This window comes from Caballeronia sp. ATUFL_F1_KS39 (genome assembly GCF_023630985.1).
In the GTDB taxonomy this organism is placed as follows: Bacteria; Pseudomonadota; Gammaproteobacteria; order Burkholderiales; family Burkholderiaceae; genus Caballeronia; species Caballeronia zhejiangensis.
Map to the genome: position 1 here is coordinate 94,673 of NZ_JALQDZ010000040.1, position 16,489 is coordinate 111,161.

The 16,489-nt window shown below is 63.0% G+C and carries 15 protein-coding genes; 13 read left to right on the forward strand and 2 right to left on the reverse strand.

Annotated features, from left to right (window positions below):
- Positions 1-13 precede the first annotated feature (13 nt).
- Both NCR93_RS20665 and NCR93_RS20670 read left to right on the forward strand, forming a co-directional pair.
- Complete coding sequence (locus tag NCR93_RS20665) at positions 14-1,273, forward strand: Zn-dependent hydrolase (protein ID WP_175980701.1); 1,260 nt, start codon at positions 14-16, stop codon at positions 1,271-1,273.
- Positions 1,270-2,751, forward strand: coding sequence for a M81 family metallopeptidase (locus tag NCR93_RS20670; protein ID WP_175980703.1), 1,482 nt, complete (start codon positions 1,270-1,272; stop codon positions 2,749-2,751). The genes NCR93_RS20665 and NCR93_RS20670 overlap by 4 nt, the downstream gene beginning before the upstream one ends.
- Before the next feature lie 24 nt (positions 2,752-2,775).
- Here the strand turns inward: NCR93_RS20670 and NCR93_RS20675 are convergent, their stop codons facing one another.
- Positions 2,776-3,597: a hypothetical protein gene (locus NCR93_RS20675; RefSeq protein WP_250532278.1), complete on the reverse strand. Its 822-nt coding sequence runs from the start codon at positions 3,595-3,597 to the stop codon at positions 2,776-2,778.
- Positions 3,598-3,691: 94 nt separating this feature from the next.
- Entirely contained in the window at positions 3,692-5,158 is a 1,467-nt protein-coding gene (locus tag NCR93_RS20680; protein WP_175980707.1) for a mannitol dehydrogenase family protein, read from the reverse strand.
- 121 nt (positions 5,159-5,279) lie between these two features.
- Here NCR93_RS20680 and manD point away from each other — a divergent pair, with 121 nt between their 5' ends.
- From manD to NCR93_RS20735, 11 genes are all read left to right on the forward strand, one after another.
- On the forward strand, positions 5,280-6,488 hold the full coding sequence (manD, locus tag NCR93_RS20685; protein ID WP_008347871.1) for a D-mannonate dehydratase ManD: 1,209 nt from the start codon (positions 5,280-5,282) through the stop codon (positions 6,486-6,488).
- A gap of 47 nt (positions 6,489-6,535) precedes the next feature.
- Positions 6,536-7,906: an MFS transporter gene (locus NCR93_RS20690; RefSeq protein ID WP_175980709.1), complete on the forward strand. Its 1,371-nt coding sequence runs from the start codon at positions 6,536-6,538 to the stop codon at positions 7,904-7,906.
- Between the two features lie 55 nt (positions 7,907-7,961).
- Positions 7,962-8,999, forward strand: a complete 1,038-nt coding sequence (locus NCR93_RS20695; protein ID WP_175980711.1) for an L-idonate 5-dehydrogenase — start codon at positions 7,962-7,964, stop codon at positions 8,997-8,999.
- 91 nt (positions 9,000-9,090) lie between these two features.
- Positions 9,091-10,389, forward strand: a complete 1,299-nt coding sequence (locus NCR93_RS20700; RefSeq protein ID WP_175980713.1) for an MFS transporter — start codon at positions 9,091-9,093, stop codon at positions 10,387-10,389.
- Positions 10,390-10,454: 65 nt separating this feature from the next.
- The gene (locus NCR93_RS20705) at positions 10,455-11,261 is read left to right on the forward strand and encodes a GntR family transcriptional regulator (RefSeq protein WP_239294905.1); all 807 of its coding nucleotides are present in this window, start codon (positions 10,455-10,457) and stop codon (positions 11,259-11,261) included.
- A 132-nt stretch (positions 11,262-11,393) separates the two neighbouring features.
- Positions 11,394-12,548 (forward strand): efflux RND transporter periplasmic adaptor subunit, encoded by a 1,155-nt coding sequence (locus NCR93_RS20710; protein WP_239294906.1) that lies wholly within the window; start codon positions 11,394-11,396, stop codon positions 12,546-12,548.
- 1 nt (position 12,549) lies between these two features.
- Complete coding sequence (locus NCR93_RS20715; RefSeq protein ID WP_008347883.1) at positions 12,550-13,242, forward strand: ABC transporter ATP-binding protein; 693 nt, start codon at positions 12,550-12,552, stop codon at positions 13,240-13,242.
- A gap of 6 nt (positions 13,243-13,248) precedes the next feature.
- The gene (locus tag NCR93_RS20720) at positions 13,249-14,403 is read left to right on the forward strand and encodes an ABC transporter permease (RefSeq protein ID WP_008347884.1); all 1,155 of its coding nucleotides are present in this window, start codon (positions 13,249-13,251) and stop codon (positions 14,401-14,403) included.
- A gap of 9 nt (positions 14,404-14,412) precedes the next feature.
- Positions 14,413-15,579 (forward strand): ABC transporter permease, encoded by a 1,167-nt coding sequence (locus NCR93_RS20725; protein ID WP_175980717.1) that lies wholly within the window; start codon positions 14,413-14,415, stop codon positions 15,577-15,579.
- A 103-nt stretch (positions 15,580-15,682) separates the two neighbouring features.
- Positions 15,683-16,075, forward strand: a complete 393-nt coding sequence (locus NCR93_RS20730) for a tautomerase family protein (protein ID WP_175980719.1) — start codon at positions 15,683-15,685, stop codon at positions 16,073-16,075.
- Positions 16,076-16,103: 28 nt separating this feature from the next.
- Positions 16,104-16,475 carry a GFA family protein gene (locus NCR93_RS20735; RefSeq protein ID WP_175980721.1) on the forward strand — a complete coding sequence of 124 codons (372 nt, stop codon included), beginning with the start codon at positions 16,104-16,106 and terminating at the stop codon, positions 16,473-16,475.
- Positions 16,476-16,489 lie beyond the last annotated feature (14 nt).

Consider the following 16,489-nt stretch of genomic DNA (forward strand, 5'->3'; position numbering starts at 1 on the left):
TCAGGAACCTCGAATGCAAGCTCATGATATGCCGGCGCAGGCCGCTCTGCGCATCGACGGTGCGCGTCTCTGGAACAGTCTGATGGATCTCGCGCGCATCGGCGCGACGGAGAAGGGCGGCGTGTGCCGTCTCGCATTGACGCAACTCGACAAGCAAGGCCGCGATCTTTTTATCGCGTGGGCAAAGGAAATCGGCTGCACCGTGCGCGTGGATGCGATCGGCAACATTTTCGCGCGCCGTGCGGGCACGCGTGACGATCTTCCGCCTGTGATGACGGGCAGCCATATCGATACGCAACCGACGGGCGGCAAGTTCGATGGCAACTATGGCGTGCTGGCGGGCCTCGAAGTGTTGCGCACGCTGAATGACAATAACGTGCGTACGGTTGCGCCGCTCGAAGTTGCCGTCTGGACTAACGAGGAAGGCTCGCGCTTCGTGCCGGTGATGATGGGTTCCGGTGTATTCGCGGGCGCGTTCACGCTGGATCATGCACTCGCGCAGAAGGATCGCGACGGCGTGTCCGTGCGGGACGCGCTGGCATCGATAGGTTATGCGGGAGATCGCGTCGAGGCGCATGACGTGGGTGCGTATTTCGAAGCGCACATCGAGCAGGGTCCGGTGCTGGAGGCGAAGGACAAGGTGATCGGCGTCGTGCAAGGCGCGCTCGGTCAACGCTGGTACGACGTGACGATCGAAGGCATGGAAGCGCACGCGGGTCCGACGCCGATGGAACTGCGCCGCGACGCCTTGCTCGTCGCGGCAGATCTCATTCGCGCCGTCAATCGCATCGCAATCGATCATGCGCCGCATGGACGCGGAACGGTCGGCTGGGTCGACGTGCATCCGAACTCGCGCAATGTCATTCCGGGGCGCGTCAAGCTGACCGTTGATCTGCGCGCGCCAGACGACGCGACGCTTCTCGCAATGGACCGTGCAATGCGCGACGCATGCGAGCAAGCGGATCTGCCGGTCAAGGTAGACGAAGTTGTCTACTTCGCGCCGCAACCGTTCGACGCATCGCTGGTTGCGTCGGTGCGCGAGAGCGCCGATGCGCTCGGCTTCACGTCGATGGATGTCGTGAGCGGCGCGGGTCATGACGCCGTCTATCTCGCACGCGTGGCGCCGGCAGCGATGATCTTCGTGCCGTGCAAGGACGGCATCAGCCACAACGAGATCGAGGATGCGCGCGCCGATCATCTCGAAGCAGGCTGCAATGTGCTTCTGCAAGCGATGCTGCGCGCAGCCAACGCGTCCGAAGGAGACGCAGCATGAAGATACTCATCGCCCGCATGAACCACGAGACCAACACGTTCTCGCCCGTTGCGACGCCGCTCGAAGCATTCGGGCGCGACGGTCCGTGTCATGGCGCCGAAGCGTATAACGAGAATGCCGGCATGCGTACGGCGATGTCCGCATTCATCGATGCTGCGAAGCGCGAACATGCGGACATCGTGACGCCGATATCCGCTTCGGCAAATCCGAGCGGTCGCGTCGCTGCCGCCGCTTATGACGCGATCTGCCAGTCGATCGTCGATGCAACAGAAGGCTGCGATGCCGTGATGCTCGACCTCCACGGCGCGATGGTCGCGGAGAATTCGCCCGATGGCGAAGGCGATTTGCTGGAACGCGTGCGACGCGCGCTGCCACATGCGCCTATTGCCGTATCGCTCGATCTGCATGCGAACGTCACGCAGAAGATGATCGACAACGCGGACGTGATCACGAGCTTCAAGACCTATCCTCACGTCGATATGTACGAGAGCGGTGAGCATGCGGCGCGACTGCTGCTCGATCTGATTCATGACAAGGCGAAGCCCGTGATCGCTTGGGCGCAGCCGCCGCTGCTCACGCATACGCTGAGGAGTTCGACAGCGGACGGTGCAATGAAACGTGCAGTCGATGCCGCGCGCGCAGCCGAAGCTGAAGATGGCGTGCTGGCCGTGTCGGTGCTATCCGGTTTCTCGCTGGCGGATATCGCCGCGCCTTGCATCAGCGTGGTCGTGGTGGCGGATGGCGAGCGCGCGAAGGCGCAGTGCGTGGCGGACCGCATTGCGCGGCAAATCTGGAACGAGCGTGACGCGTTCGTTTATCGCAGCGTGCCGCTCACGCAATCGATCAGCGAGGGCGCTGCGCTCGCACGCGAAACGGACAAGCCCGTGCTGCTGCTCGACCACGGCGACAACTGCATGTCGGGCGGAACGTGCGACACGACCGACGCATTCGAAGAAGCGTTGAAGCAAGGACTCGATGGCATCGTCGTCGGACCTTTATGCGATCCCGAAGCTGTCGCGCAACTCTTCGCAGCCGGCGAGGGCGCAACGGTCACGATCGGCGTCGGCAACAAGCTAGCGAGCGTGGCGTCGCGAGCAAAGCCGCCGCTCGAGGTTACCGGCACAGTGCGGGCGTTGACCGATGGCGAATACATCATCAGCGGACCGACGTATACGGGGCAGCGCGCGTTCATGGGCCGCGCGGCCGTGATCGAGACCGCCGCGGCGCGCATCCTTGTAACGGAACGCACGCACGAGCCGTGGGACCTGGGCGTGTTCGAGAGTGTCGGCATCGATCCACGCGGCGCGCGCTTTCTGATTCTCAAGTCGCGCATGTATTGCCGCCCCGTCTTCGTGCCGATATCGGGTGGCCTCGTCGAATGCGATAGCCGCGGTGTCACGAGTTCGGACTATGGACTCTTCGCATTCGAGAACCTGAAGCGGCCCGTCTATCCGCTGGATCCGAACGTCGAATATTGATCGAACAGAAGAGCGGCGCGCCTTTCACTTCACGAGGCGCAGCCGCTTCGTAATGATCGTGCCTTCCTTGCGATCGATGAGCCACGCTGCATCGACATGGCCCATCAATGTCGATGTTCTGCGCGTGATATCCGTGGGTTCTTCATCGGTGGGCGCGTTATGCTCGATGTCGTCCGTCAGGTAGGGTGGCGCGAGCGTGCAGATGAGCACGATCGCGAAGTCATCGCTGCCATGCGCGCGGTCGAAGTTCGGAAGCACGATGCTGCCTCTGACCGTGGTTCTCGCGCTGCCTTCCTGCTTCAGTTCAATGCTGTCGAAGGTCTGAACGAAACCCTTTTCCTTGGCTTCAGGCGCAACAACGAGCTTGCGGCCGCTTTGCCCCTTTACCGTTTCCTTCAGCAGGATGGCATCCGGATCGTGAGACGCCGCCAGGGAGACGTTCACCGTCAGCACCTTCTTCTTCGACAGATAGCGCACGCCGTATGAAACCGGAATGACGAACGTGAAGGTGCGATCTGTCTGCGCGCCGGGTTGGCTCGCGGCATGCTGCGCCTTGGTGAAGGGCCGCGAAAGAAACGCCCCTACGCGGCCGGTTATCGATGCAGGCTGTTCCGGTGCGGAATGACCTGCCAGCGCATCGCGGACGTGTTCCGGATCGTCGCCGGTAAAGTTCGGTGCAAGCGCGTCGGCCGACATGATGCCTTGCGCCTTGGCGCCGCTCGCGATGTCGGCAGCGCTCGCTGCACGGCCAGGCTGCGGCGCGGCCGCCAGAGCGGATACCGATACCCACGACAGCGCGCATGCGATGCACAGAGCAGAGCTACATCCACGTTTCAATAAATACACCTGCCACTCCTGGCGCGTCAGGGCCGCTCATGATGGAAGTGGCTATCTTAAAACGAAGCGGACTGTTCGGCATTTTGCGTGCGTGATAATGAATTCAATCCAACCGCACATATTCGTCGATCGCCGTGAGCGCGCCGTTCGCGAGCCTTGTCGCGGCGCGCAGAAGCGCTTCCCGGAGAACCGGATTGCGTGCCAGCGATGCGGGGAAAACATCGCTTGCGCCGACGAGCGCATCGACGAGGCCTGCCGGCGTGGTCGCATCCTCCGCCGCTTTCGTGAGACGTTCGGCCAGCGGATCGCTGATCGCGTAACGGGTGCCGTCGTCCGCTCGTCCGCGCAGAAACGTGAACCATGCCGCCACCGCAAGCGCGAGCCGTTCGAACGGCTGACCCGCGTCGAGCCTTGCCTGAATGGTCGACAAAATTCGTGGCGGCATCTTCTGGCTACCGTCCATCGCAATCTGGCTGCAACGGTGTTTCAGCGCGGGATTCGCGTAGCGGTCGAGGAGCGCGTCGCGGTATGCGGCGAGATCGAACGATGCCGGTACCGCGAGCGTCGGCGCTATCTCGCGCGTCATCATCGCGTGGATCAGTGACTTCAGCGGCGGGTGGCCGACGGCGTCGCTGATCGTGTCGAAACCGGCGAGCATGGACAGATACGCGAGCGTCGAGTGTGTCGCGTTGAGCATGCGCAGTTTCGCGATCTCGAAGGGCGCGACGTCGTCGACAAGTTGCGCGCCTGCCGTTTCCCACGCAGGACGCCCGGCGGGGAAGCGATCTTCGATGACCCATTGCCTGAACGGCTCGCACGGCACGGGCACTTCATCGCCCACGCCCAGCGCCGCTTGGGCGGCTTCGCGATCCGCGTCGGTCGTGGCGGGGACGATGCGATCGACCATCGTCGACGGAAACGCGACGCGCGTCTCGATCCACGTCGCGAGCGTCGGGTCCAGCCTGCGTGCGAACGAACACACCGCCTGACGCAATGCATCGCCGTTGTGCGAGAGGTTGTCGCAGGAAAGCACGGTGAAGGGCGTGGCGTCCGCGTCGCGTCGCGCTCGCAACGCGGCGCAGAGTATGCCCGGCACGGTGGACGGCTCGTCCGGATGCGCGAGATCGTGCGCGACGCCCGCGTGCGCAAAGTCGGCATCGCCGGTTCGCGGATCGCGACAGTAGCCTTTTTCCGTAACCGTCAGCGACACGATGCGGACGCGTTCGTCGGCGAAAAGCTCGACGAGACGTGCGCGATCGAAGGGCATCGCCAGCACTTCGCGCAATGCACGCACGACCGTCACGCGCACGCCGTCCGGCCCGCGTTCCACGACGCTGTAGAGGCCGTCCTGTGCCATCAACGCATCACGCTTGGTGACGTCGCCCTGCAGCGTGACGCCGCAAATGCCCCAATCGCCCGGCTCGGCGAGCATCGCCTCTTCGGTATAGAGCGCTTCATGCGCGCGATGAAAGTTGCCGATGCCCAGATGCACGATGCCGATAGCTGGCTCGTGCCACTCGCGCGACAGGCAATGGCCTTCGAGTGCAGTGAGCGATGTACGGGAGAGCATTGATTTCTCAGGCCTTTTCGATGGCATTTTGAATTAGGAATGGGGAAAACCCGTTATTGACGACGTAACATACTGGTATGGTAGTATCCGGCACATCGAATGCCCATTCAAGGAAATACCTATGAAGATCATCCGCGCCGACGTGATCGTGACTTGCCCCGGCCGCAACTTCGTCACGCTGAAGGTGGAAACGGACGAGGGCATCTACGGTATCGGCGATGCGACGCTCAATGGCCGCGAACTCGCTGTCGCGTCGTATCTGAAGGATCACGTATGTCCGCTGTTGATCGGGCGCGAAGCGGGCCGCATCGAAGACACCTGGCAGTTTCTCTACAAGGGCGCGTACTGGCGACGCGGCCCCGTCACGATGACCGCAATCGCCGCCGTCGACATGGCGCTCTGGGACATCCTCGGCAAGGCCGCGAACATGCCGCTCTACAAGCTGCTCGGCGGTGCGTCGCGCGACGGCGTGATGGTCTACGGACACGCAACCGGCCGCGACATCCCCGAAGCGCTCGACCGCTACGCGGAGCATATCGAAGAGGGCTACAGGGCGATTCGCATCCAGTGCGGCGTGCCGAACATGCGTTCGGTTTATGGCGTCGCGAAGGGCGACGGCATGTATGAGCCGGCGACGAAGGGTGCGGTCGAGGAGCAGAGCTGGTCCTCCGAAAAGTACCTGGATTTCGTGCCGAAACTCTTCGAAGCCGTGCGCGACAAGTTCGGTTTCGACACGCATCTGCTGCACGATGTGCATCACCGGCTTACGCCGATCGAAGCGGCGCGGTTCGGCAAATCGGTCGAGCCGTATCGCCTGTTCTGGATGGAGGATCCGACGCCCGCCGAGAATCAGGCCGGCTTCCGTCTGATCCGCGAGCACACCGTGACCCCGATTGCGGTGGGCGAGGTGTTCAACAGCATCTGGGACTGCAAGCAGCTGATCGAAGAGCAACTGATCGACTACATCCGCGCGACGCTCACGCATGCGGGCGGCATCACGCATCTGAAGCGCATCGCCGATTTCGCATCGCTGTATCAGGTCCGCACGGGCTGCCACGGTCCTTCGGATCTGTCGCCGGTCTGCATGGGCGCAGCGCTGCACTTCGACTTGTGGGTGCCCAACTTCGGCGTGCAGGAGTACATGGGCTTTCCGAAGGAAGCGCTCGATGTGTTCCCGCATGCATGGTCGTTCGATCGCGGGATGATGCACCCGGGCGAAGCGCCGGGGCACGGTGTAGACATCGACGAAAAGCTCGCCGCAAGGTATCCGTACGATCCGGCGTACTTGCCGGTGGCGCGCCTCGAAGACGGCACGCTCTGGAACTGGTAATCGCGTTTGGTTTAAGGCATTCAAAACACAAGATACCGGAGACAGACATGGCACACAGGGAAACCAGCGCGATGCTGCGCCGGGTGGCAGCGGCATCGACCATCGGCACGGCGGCGGAGTATTACGACTTCTTCGTGTACGGCACGGCAGCGGTGCTCGTGTTCGGCGCAAAATTCTTTCCGAGCCACGATCCGCTGATCGGCACGCTGGCCGCGTTCGCCACGTATGCGGTCGGGTTCGTCGCGCGGCCTGTGGGCGGTATCGTGTTCGGGCATTTCGGCGACAAGATCGGCCGCAAGAAAGCGCTGATTGTCACCATTCTGATCGTGGGTCTGGGCACGTTCGCCATCGGCTTGTTGCCGGATTACTCGCAGATCGGCATCTGGGCGCCGGCGGCGCTTGTGCTGATCCGCGTGCTGCAAGGCTTCGGCGTCGGCGGCGAGCAGGCCGGCGCGGTCTTGCTCACCGCCGAATATGCGCCGCCGCGCGAACGCGGCTTCTTCGCGAGCCTCGTGCAGCTCGGCGCGCCCGCGGGCTTTCTGATCCCATCGGGCATCTTCGCCGTTCTGACCGCGATGCTCACGCACGAACAACTGATGGACTGGGGCTGGCGTCTGCCATTTCTCGGCAGCATCGTGCTTGTCGTCGTCGGGCTTTATATTCGACTGCGCACCGAGGAATCGCCGGTGTTCGCGGCGATCCGCGAGACCAAGGCGGTCGAATCGCGGCCCGTCGTGGAAGTGGTGAAGCAGCACGGCGCGACGATCGTGAAGGGTGTCGGCGCGAAGCTAATCGAGGCTTGCACGTTCGCGATGTACACGATGATCGTGCTCGCCTACGGCCGCGCGCACGGCATCGCCGACTCGCTGCTTCTGCAGACGATCATCGTCGCGGTCGTGCTCGAACTGATTGCGATCCCGCTCGCGGGCGCACTGTCGGATCGCATCGGTCGGCGCGCGACATTCATCGCGGGCGCAGTGCTGCATGTGCTGCTCGTCATGCCGCTCTTTCACGCTATCGATAGCGGCAGCCGCCTCGCGATCCAGACCGTGATGATTCTCGCGATCACCGTCGGCCACAGCCTTTGTTATGCGCCGCAAGCATCGCTCTTTCCCGAGCTCTTTCCGGCACGCGTGCGATGCAGCGGCATTGCGCTCATCTGGCAGATCGGTTCGCTGATCGGCAGCGGCGTGCTAGGTCTCGTCGCGGTGAAGCTGATTCAGGCGACGGGCGGAAGCTCGATCGGTCTCATCGTGTACGTTGCCGCGCTCGGCATCGTCTCGACGATCTCGCTTCTGCTTCTGCCCGAGACCGCGCCGGCGCGCGTCGGCCGTGATCTGCACGACTGGGGCGCGCCGCAACACGATGCCGCGATCGCCGGATCGAACGCAGAACCGGCGCTCGCCGCCCGCCGTTGATTGCATGCGAAACGCTTTATACAAAGTGCAAACTGCAGATTCCAGGACATAGATCATGCTCGCAGCCGTTCTACACGAACCGAAGAAGCTCGTCATCGACGAGATCGACACGCCCGAACCAGCACCCGGACAGGTGCAGATTCGCGTGCGCGCGGGCGGCATCTGCGGGTCGGATCTTTCGTATTACTTCAAGGGCAAAAGCGGCGACTTCGCCGTGCGCGAGCCGTTCGTGCTCGGTCACGAAGTCGCGGGCGAGATTGCCGCGCTGGGCGAGGGCGTGACGGGCCTTGCAGTCGGCCAGCGGGTCGCGGTGAATCCGGGCCTGAATTGCGGAACGTGCCGCTTTTGCGTGAAAGGCATGCCGAACCATTGCCTGAACATGCGCTTCATGGGCAGCGCGTCGACGTTCCCGCATATGCAGGGCATGTTCCGGCAATACATCACGGCAGCCGCGCGGCAATGCGTTCCGGTGCCGGATACACTCGATTTCGCGCAGGCGTCGATGGCCGAGCCGCTTGCTGTCGCGCTGCACGCGTTGAAGCTCGCCGGCCCGCTCGTCGGCGCGAAGATGCTGCTCGTGGGTTGCGGGCCGATCGGCTGCATCGTGTTGGCCGCCGCGCGGCGCGCGGGCGCGCATCGCATCGTCGCGCTCGATCTTGCTGACAAGGCGCTCGCGATGGCGGCGTCGCTCGGCGCCGACGAGACCGTGCTCGCGAACGATCAGGCGCGCATCGATGCCTGGTCGCGCGAACGCGGCACCTTCGACGTCGTGATCGAGGCATCGGGCAGCCCCGCCGGTCTCGACACCGCGTTGCGCTCGGTGCGTGCGGGCGGCACGGTGATCCAGCTCGGAAATCTGCCGGCCGGTCAGTCGCCGGTCGCGGCGAACCTCGTGATGGCGAAAGAGCTGCGTTATCAGGGCTCGTTCCGCTTCACCGATGAATACGCGATCGCCGCGGATGAAATCGCCTCGCAGCGCATCGACCTTCGTCCGCTGATGACGCACGCATTTCCGCTCGCCGAAGCGAATCGTGCATTCGAAGTCGCGCTGGATCGCTCTCAATCGATGAAGGTGCATCTCCAGTTCGACTGACGGGCGCCACTTGGCATCGGCATTCAAAATTCATCATTCATGAAACCGCCGGACCGGAAGGCCACAAGAAGCGGTGCATCGGAGACTCGACATGATCAAAAGTCAGCGGTGGTTCGTCGTCGGCCTGCTGTTCCTCGCGGGCGTCGTCAACTATCTCGACCGCGCGGCGCTTTCCATCGCCGCTCCGCTCATCCAGAAAGACCTGCATTTCACGCATGCACAGATGGGCATCGTGTTCAGCAGCTTTTTCATCGGGTATGCATTATTCAATTTTGTCGGCGGCGTGCTGTCGGACAGGGTCGGCGCGAAGAAAGTCTTCGGTGGCGCAATGGGCATCTGGTCGCTGTTTTGCGGTGCGACTGCGCTGGCGAGCAGTCTCGTGTCGCTGATCGTGCTGCGCGTGCTCTTCGGCATGGGAGAGGGACCGTTCAGCTCGTCGAACAGCAAGATGGTGAACAACTGGTTTCCGCGTCGTGAAGTGGCGAGCGCGATCGGGGTCATCAGTTCGGGGACGCCGCTGGGCGGCGCGCTCGCCGGCCCGGTCGTCGGTTACATGGCGATCCAGTTCGGCTGGCGCTGGGCGTTCGTCATCATCATGATGATCGGCTTCGCGTGGCTCGTGCTTTGGGCGCTTTCGACGACCGAGCATCCGCAACAGAACAAGCGCGTCACGCAGGCCGAACTCGATCTGATCGTCGCGGGCCAGCAGGACGCCGCGTCGATGGAGCACGGCACGCACGGCAAGCAGGCGAATCTCGGCTTTTATCTGCGTCAGCCGATCATCCTCGCCACGGCATTCGCGTTTTTTGCATACAACTACGTGCTGTTCTTCTTTCTCTCGTGGTTCCCGACGTATCTGACCGAAGCGCATCACATGTCGCTGCGCGACATGAGCTTTGCGACGGTGATTCCGTGGCTGCTCGGCAGCATCGGGCTCGCGGCGGGCGGCTTCATCACCGATGCGATTCTGCGTATCACAGGCAAGCCGCTCATGTCGCGCCGCATCGTGCTGACCGTGTGTCTCGGCATGGCGGCGCTGTGCGTCGCGTTCGCGGGGCGTGTGGAGAGCACGCAGGGCGCGGTGGCGTTGATGTCCGTGACGATCTTCTTCCTCTATGTAACCGGGTCCGTGTACTGGGCCGTGATTCAGGACACGGTGCGGCGCGAAAACGTCGGCGGCGTGGGCGGTTTCGTGCATCTGCTCGCGAATCTCGCGGGCGTGATCGGACCGGCGGTGACGGGCTTCATCGTCGAGGCGACGCACGGCGCGTATGGCAGCGCCTTCGTTCTGGCGGGCGCGATCGCGGTGCTCGGCGCGCTGTGTTCGCTCGTATGGATTCGCGAGCCGAAAGCGCGCGCGAAGCGTGAAAGCGCGGCGAGTGCTGCGTGATAGTATCGGGAAGCGAGGCGCGCGAACGTGGCTCGCTTTCTCCTCATTTGCGTTCAGGTTCAATCATGCAAGACGGTATCGTGTCGAATGGCTCGGCTGCAGTGCGGCGTGCGCGCGTACGCAGGCCGCGCGCATCGCAGAAGTTCGAATTGCCCGATCTGACTTCGGCGATATCGCACGACTCGCATGAGCCCATCGGCAAGCAGATTTTTCGGGCGCTGCGTCAGGCTATCTTCGCGGGACAACTCGTGCCCGGCACGCCGCTTTCCGAAAAGGAAGTCGCGGAGATGTTCCAGGTTTCGCGGCAGCCGGTGCGCGAGACCTTCATCAAGCTCGTCGAGGCGGGCGTGCTGCAAGTGTTGCCTCAGCGCGGCACCTTCGTGAAAAAAATATCGCCGCGTCAGGTGCGCGAAGGGCGTTTCATTCGCGAGGCGATCGAAACGGCGGTCGCGCGCAAGGCCGCGGTCGCCATCACCGATTCGCAACTCGACGATCTCGCCGCGAATCTTCGCGAGCAGAAGAGCGCATCGAAAGTGAACGACACCACTGCCTTTCTCGCACTCGATGAACAGTTCCACATGCAGATCGCGCAATCGATCGACTGCGTCGCTGCATGGGACACGATCCAGGACATCAAGGCGCAGATGGATCGCGTGCGTTATCTGAGCTTGCCGGATGTATCGCCGCTCGATCTGCTCATCAAGCAGCATGCGCGCATCGTGAGCGCGTTGAAGGCGCATGATCCCGATGGCGCCGAGGAAGCGATGCGCGCGCATCTGCGCGAGATTCTGGTGTCGTTGCATCCGATCGCGGAACGCAATCCCGATTGGTTCGAGCCCGACGAGCCGGAGCGGGTGGCCTTGGGAAGCTGATTGAAAGGACAGCGCTATACTGACCATCCTTTCACCGCATGCCGATCCGCGGGCCCATTCCGCGGCGCACGTCCAAAATTGGCTGAACACAACTTAGAAAAACTCAAGATCGACCGGGGTCCGTCTGCCGCGATGCCGCGGCGCCGGCGCAACTGGCTTCGTTACGCCATCATCGTTGCGATTCTGCTCGCGCTCATCGGCGTGGCGTTTCGTCTCACCGGCCCGCAGGCCGTCGAAACCGCCACGGTCACGTCGGTGTATCCGTCGCAGAGCTATACGCTTCTGAACGCCACGGGCTATGTCGTGCCGCAACGCAAGGCCGCAGTCGCATCGAAAGGACAAGGGCGCGTCGAATGGCTCGGCGTGCTCGAAGGCACGCCGGTGAAGGAAGGGCAGATCATCGCGCGGCTGGAGAGCAATGACGTGGCTGCGTCGCTCGCGCAGGCCCAGGCGCAGGTCAAGGTCGCGCGGGCGAATCTCGAGCTGCAGCGCGCCGAACTGAAGAACGCGGAAGTCGATCTCAAGCGCTACAAGATCCTCGCACCGCAAGGCGCGATTCCGGCGACACAGTACGATGCCGCGCTCGCCCGCTTCGACAAGGCCAAGGCGTCGATCAACAGCGACGAAGCCGCGATCGTCTCCGCGCAAGCCAACGCGCAGGCAGCGCAAGTAGCCGTCGATCAAACCGTGATTCGCGCGCCCTTCGACGGCGTCGTGATCGAGAAGCACGCGAATGTCGGCGACAACATCACGCCGTTCTCATCGGCGTCGGACAGCAAGGGCGCGGTTGTCACCATCGCTGACATGAAGACGCTCGAAGTCGAAGCCGATGTCGCCGAGTCGAACATCGCGCGCATCGCTGTCGATCAGCCGTGCGAGATTCAACTCGATGCGCTGCCCGACGCGCGCTTTGCGGGCCGCGTGTCGCGCATCGTGCCGACGGTCGATCGATCCAAAGCCACCGTGCTCGTGAAAGTGCGTTTCGTCGAACGCGATTCGCGCGTGCTGCCCGATATGTCCGCGAAAGTCGCGTTCCTGTCGAAGCCGGTGCCGCCCGAGGAGAAGAAGGCGGTTGTCGCCGTGCAGCCATCGGCGGTCGTCACGCGCGATGGCAGGAAAGTGGTCTACGTGGTCGATCACGACGCCGCGCGCGAAGTGCCGGTGACGACGGGCGAGCGCATCGGCGATCTGCTGGCCGTGCAGGGCGTGAAGCCCGGCGACGTGCTCGTGCTCGCGCCCGGCGACAAGATCAAGGACGGCGCCAAAGTCACGCTGGCGAAGAAATAACGTGAGCACGACGCCTCTCGTTCAGATCAGCCACGTCGCGAAGTCGTATCGGCGCGGTGTGCAGACCGTGCCGGTGCTCACCGACATCACGTTGTCCATCGCGGAAGGCAATTTCGTCGCGTTGATGGGGCCGTCGGGTTCGGGCAAGAGCACGCTGCTCAACCTGATCGCGGGCATCGACCGGCCCGATAGCGGCGAGTTGCTCGTCGGCGGACTCGATATCACGCGCCTGCCCGAAGCCGCGCTTGCCGACTGGCGCGCGGCGAACGTCGGCTTCATCTTCCAGTTCTATAACCTGATGCCGGTGCTGTCCGCGTTCGAGAACGTCGAGTTGCCGCTGATGCTCACGCGCCTCACGCGCCACGAGCGCAAGGAACGCGTCGCGATGGTGCTCGACATGGTCAACATGGCCGATCGCATGAGTCACTATCCGTCGGAGCTGTCGGGCGGGCAGCAGCAGCGCGTCGCGATCGCGCGTGCGCTGATCACGGACCCGAAGCTGATCGTCGCCGACGAACCGACCGGCGATCTCGACCGCAGCTCCGCCGCCGATGTCCTCGCGATGCTGCAACGTCTCAACGACAAGCTCGGCAAGACCATCATCATGGTGACGCACGACGCGCACGCGGCCGGCGCGGCGAAGGCGCTCGTGCATCTGGAGAAAGGCGAGCTGATCGATGGAACCGTGGGCTAAGCCATCATGTTCGTGTTCAAGCTGATCCTGCGCAACGCGATGCGGCACAAGCTGCGCACCACGCTGACGGTGCTCGGGCTGACCATCGCGGTGCTCGCATATGGTCTTTTGCATACCGTCGTCGATGCGTGGTATGCAGGCGCCGCGGCTGCATCGAACGCGCGGCTCGTCACGCGCAATGCAATCTCGCTCGTGTTTCCGTTGCCGCTCGCCTATGAGAACCGCATACGCGGCGTCGAGGGCGTGACGCTCGTTGCGCGCTCGAACTGGTTCGGCGGCGTGTATCGCGATCCGAAGAACTTCTTCGCGCAGTTCGCCGTGTCCGACAACTATCTCGATCTCTATCCCGAGTTCATCGTGCCCGAGCAGCAACGCGCCGATTATCGACGCGATCGCAAAGGCGCGCTCATCGGCCGGCAGCTCGCGGATCAATACGGCTTCAAGGTCGGCGACGTCATTCCGCTCAAGGGCACGATCTATCCGGGAACATGGGACTTCGTCGTGCGCGGCATCATGGAAGGGCGCGACGAATCGACCATTACGCGGCAACTGATTTTTCACTACGACTATCTGAACGAGACGATCCGCAAGACGACCAAGCGCAATGTCGATCAGGTCGGCGTGTACGTGGTCGGCATCAAGGATCCGGACGAAGCGGCTGTCGTGTCGCGCAAGATCGACAATGTCTTCAAGAACTCGCTCGCCGAAACGCTGACGGAAACGGAGCAGGCGTTTCAGCTCGGCTTCGTCGCAATGTCGAATCAGATCATCGCGGCGATACGCGTCGTGTCATATGTAGTGATCCTGATCATCATGGCGGTGATGGCGAACGCGATGGCAATGAGCGCGCGCGAGCGCATCACCGAATACGCGACATTGAAGGCGCTCGGCTTCGGCTCCGCGTTTCTCTCGGTGCTCGTGTTCGGCGAATCGATGGCAATCTGCGCGATCGGCGGTGGCATCGGCATCCTGGCGACGCCGCCGATGGCCGAAGTCTTCAAGCACGCCACAGGCGGCGTGTTCCCGGTCTTCATGGTGTCGCACGAGACGATGCTTCTGCAGGCCGCATGCGCGTTCGCCGTCGCGATGGCAGCGGCGATCGTGCCGGCGGTGCAGGCGAGCCGCGTGCGCATCGTCGAAGGCCTGCGGGCGATCGGCTGAGGACGCGCGATGGCCATTCCCGTTTCCTACGTCGCACGCAATCTCTGGGCGCGCCGTCTCACGACCATGCTGACGGCAGGCGGTCTCGCGCTCGTGGTGTTCGTGTTCGCGACCGTGCTGATGCTCGACGCGGGACTGACGAAAACGCTCGTATCGACGGGCGAAGCGGACAACGTCGTCGTGATCCGAAAGGGCGCGGAGACGGAGATACAAAGCGCGATCGACCGCAATCAGGCGAACGTGATGGAGATGCATCCGTCGGTCGCGATGAACGGCGACGGCGAGCCGCTCGCATCGAAGGAAACCGTCGTGCTGATCTCGCTCACCAAGCTCGGCACCAACACGCCCGCCAACGTCGTGATTCGCGGCGTCTCGCCGATGGGCGTGCAATTGCGTCCGCAAGTGAAGCTCACGGCGGGGCGCATGTTCAGGCGCGGCTCGTCGGAGATCATCGTGGGCAGCAGCATCGCGAAGGGGTTCGGCGGCACGCGCATCGGCGACTCCCTGCGTTTCGCGCAGCGCGACTGGACCGTGGTCGGCCATTTCGATGCGGGCGGCAGCGGCTTCGATTCGGAAATATGGGGCGACGTCGATCAGTTGATGCAATCGTTCCGGCGCACGAGTTATTCGTCGATGGTCGTGCGGCTCGCCCGCAGCGATGCATTCGAGCGCTTTCGCGGCGATATCGACGTGGACCCGCGCCTCGCCGACGAAGCGAAGCGCGAACAGGTGTTCTACGGCGATCAGTCGAAGGCGCTGTCGACGTTCATCAATATCCTCGGCTTCACGCTGTCGATCATCTTTTCGATCGCGGCGATGATCGGGGCGATGATCACGATGTACGCGTCGGTGGCCAATCGTGTCGCGGAGATCGGAACGTTGCGCGCGCTCGGCTTCAAGCGCTTCGACGTGCTCGGGGCGTTCCTGCTCGAAGCGTTGTTGCTCGGGCTGGTCGGCGGCGTGGCCGGACTTTCGTGCGCCGCGCTGATGCAATTCGCTTCGTTTTCCACGACCAATTTTCAGACCTTCGCGGACTTGTCGTTCCGCTTCATCCTGACGCCTTCGGTGATCGCAAAGACACTCGGGTTCTCGCTCGCGATGGGACTCGTCGGCGGATTCCTGCCGGCGATGCGGGCGTCGCGGATGAATATCGTGGACGCGCTGCGCGCGCGATGATCCCGTTTAGTCGAACGGTCGATCCAAAAGTATTCAATATTCGTCATGCATTGTGCGGCGTAGAGTCGAGATCACCCGAACTCGATCTCGAAGGAGTTTCATCATGCCGCTCGTCAGAATCTCGCTCATGAAAGGCAAGCCGCGCGAGCATATCCGCGCGATCTCGAACGGCGTGCACGAAGCGCTCGTCGAAGCGTTCAAGGTCCCCGCCGACGACCGCTTTCAATTGATCGACGAACACGAGCGCGACCACTTCATTTACGATCCCGGTTATCTCTGTGTCGAACGCAGCGACGACGTCGTGTTCATCCACATCACCGCGAGCGACTGGCGCGACACGGCGACGAAGAAAGCGTTCTACAAGACACTGGTGGCGAAGCTCGCGGCATCGCCCGGACTGCGGCCCGACGACGTGATGATCGCGCTCGCGCCGAATCGCCGCGAAGACTGGTCGTTCGGACGCGGACTCGCGCAGTACGTGGAGGACGCGGCCTGACCGAAAACCGCAAGGAGCCGTATCCACGATGAACCCGACGACCCTGAAAGGCGCGTGTCACTGCGGCGCGATCACCTTCGAAGTCGAAACTTCGCCGGAACCCGCCGCGCGCTGCAATTGCAGTTTCTGCCGAAGGCGCGGCGCGGTCATGTCGCCGCCCTTTGTCAAAGAGAAGTTGCGCATCCTGTCGGGCGAGGACGAACTCACGCTTTATCAATTCAACACGCAGGTCGCGAAGCATTACTTTTGCAAGCGCTGTGGAATTTACACGTTCCATCGAACGCGTTCGAATCCTGCTGAATGGCGCGTGAACCTCGGCTGTGTCGATGGCGTGGATGCGTATTCGCTCGATGCACCCGTCAAGGACGGCGCGAGCAGTTCGGTAGTGGGGCGCGCATAGCAGCGTCGCCATGT

What these genes read in the sequence shown, in the direction of transcription:
- NCR93_RS20665 (WP_175980701.1), top strand. Translation starts at nt 14, where the DNA reads ATGCAAGCTCATGATATGCCGGCGCAGGCCGCTCTGCGCATCGACGGT.
- NCR93_RS20670 (WP_175980703.1), top strand. Translation starts at nt 1,270, where the DNA reads ATGAAGATACTCATCGCCCGCATGAACCACGAGACCAACACGTTCTCG.
- NCR93_RS20680 (WP_175980707.1), bottom strand. Translation starts at nt 5,158, where the DNA reads ATGCTCTCCCGTACATCGCTCACTGCACTCGAAGGCCATTGCCTGTCG.
- manD (WP_008347871.1), top strand. Translation starts at nt 5,280, where the DNA reads ATGAAGATCATCCGCGCCGACGTGATCGTGACTTGCCCCGGCCGCAAC.
- NCR93_RS20690 (WP_175980709.1), top strand. Translation starts at nt 6,536, where the DNA reads ATGGCACACAGGGAAACCAGCGCGATGCTGCGCCGGGTGGCAGCGGCA.
- NCR93_RS20695 (WP_175980711.1), top strand. Translation starts at nt 7,962, where the DNA reads ATGCTCGCAGCCGTTCTACACGAACCGAAGAAGCTCGTCATCGACGAG.
- NCR93_RS20700 (WP_175980713.1), top strand. Translation starts at nt 9,091, where the DNA reads ATGATCAAAAGTCAGCGGTGGTTCGTCGTCGGCCTGCTGTTCCTCGCG.
- NCR93_RS20705 (WP_239294905.1), top strand. Translation starts at nt 10,455, where the DNA reads ATGCAAGACGGTATCGTGTCGAATGGCTCGGCTGCAGTGCGGCGTGCG.
- NCR93_RS20710 (WP_239294906.1), top strand. Translation starts at nt 11,394, where the DNA reads ATGCCGCGGCGCCGGCGCAACTGGCTTCGTTACGCCATCATCGTTGCG.
- NCR93_RS20720 (WP_008347884.1), top strand. Translation starts at nt 13,249, where the DNA reads ATGTTCGTGTTCAAGCTGATCCTGCGCAACGCGATGCGGCACAAGCTG.
- NCR93_RS20725 (WP_175980717.1), top strand. Translation starts at nt 14,413, where the DNA reads ATGGCCATTCCCGTTTCCTACGTCGCACGCAATCTCTGGGCGCGCCGT.
- NCR93_RS20730 (WP_175980719.1), top strand. Translation starts at nt 15,683, where the DNA reads ATGCCGCTCGTCAGAATCTCGCTCATGAAAGGCAAGCCGCGCGAGCAT.
- NCR93_RS20735 (WP_175980721.1), top strand. Translation starts at nt 16,104, where the DNA reads ATGAACCCGACGACCCTGAAAGGCGCGTGTCACTGCGGCGCGATCACC.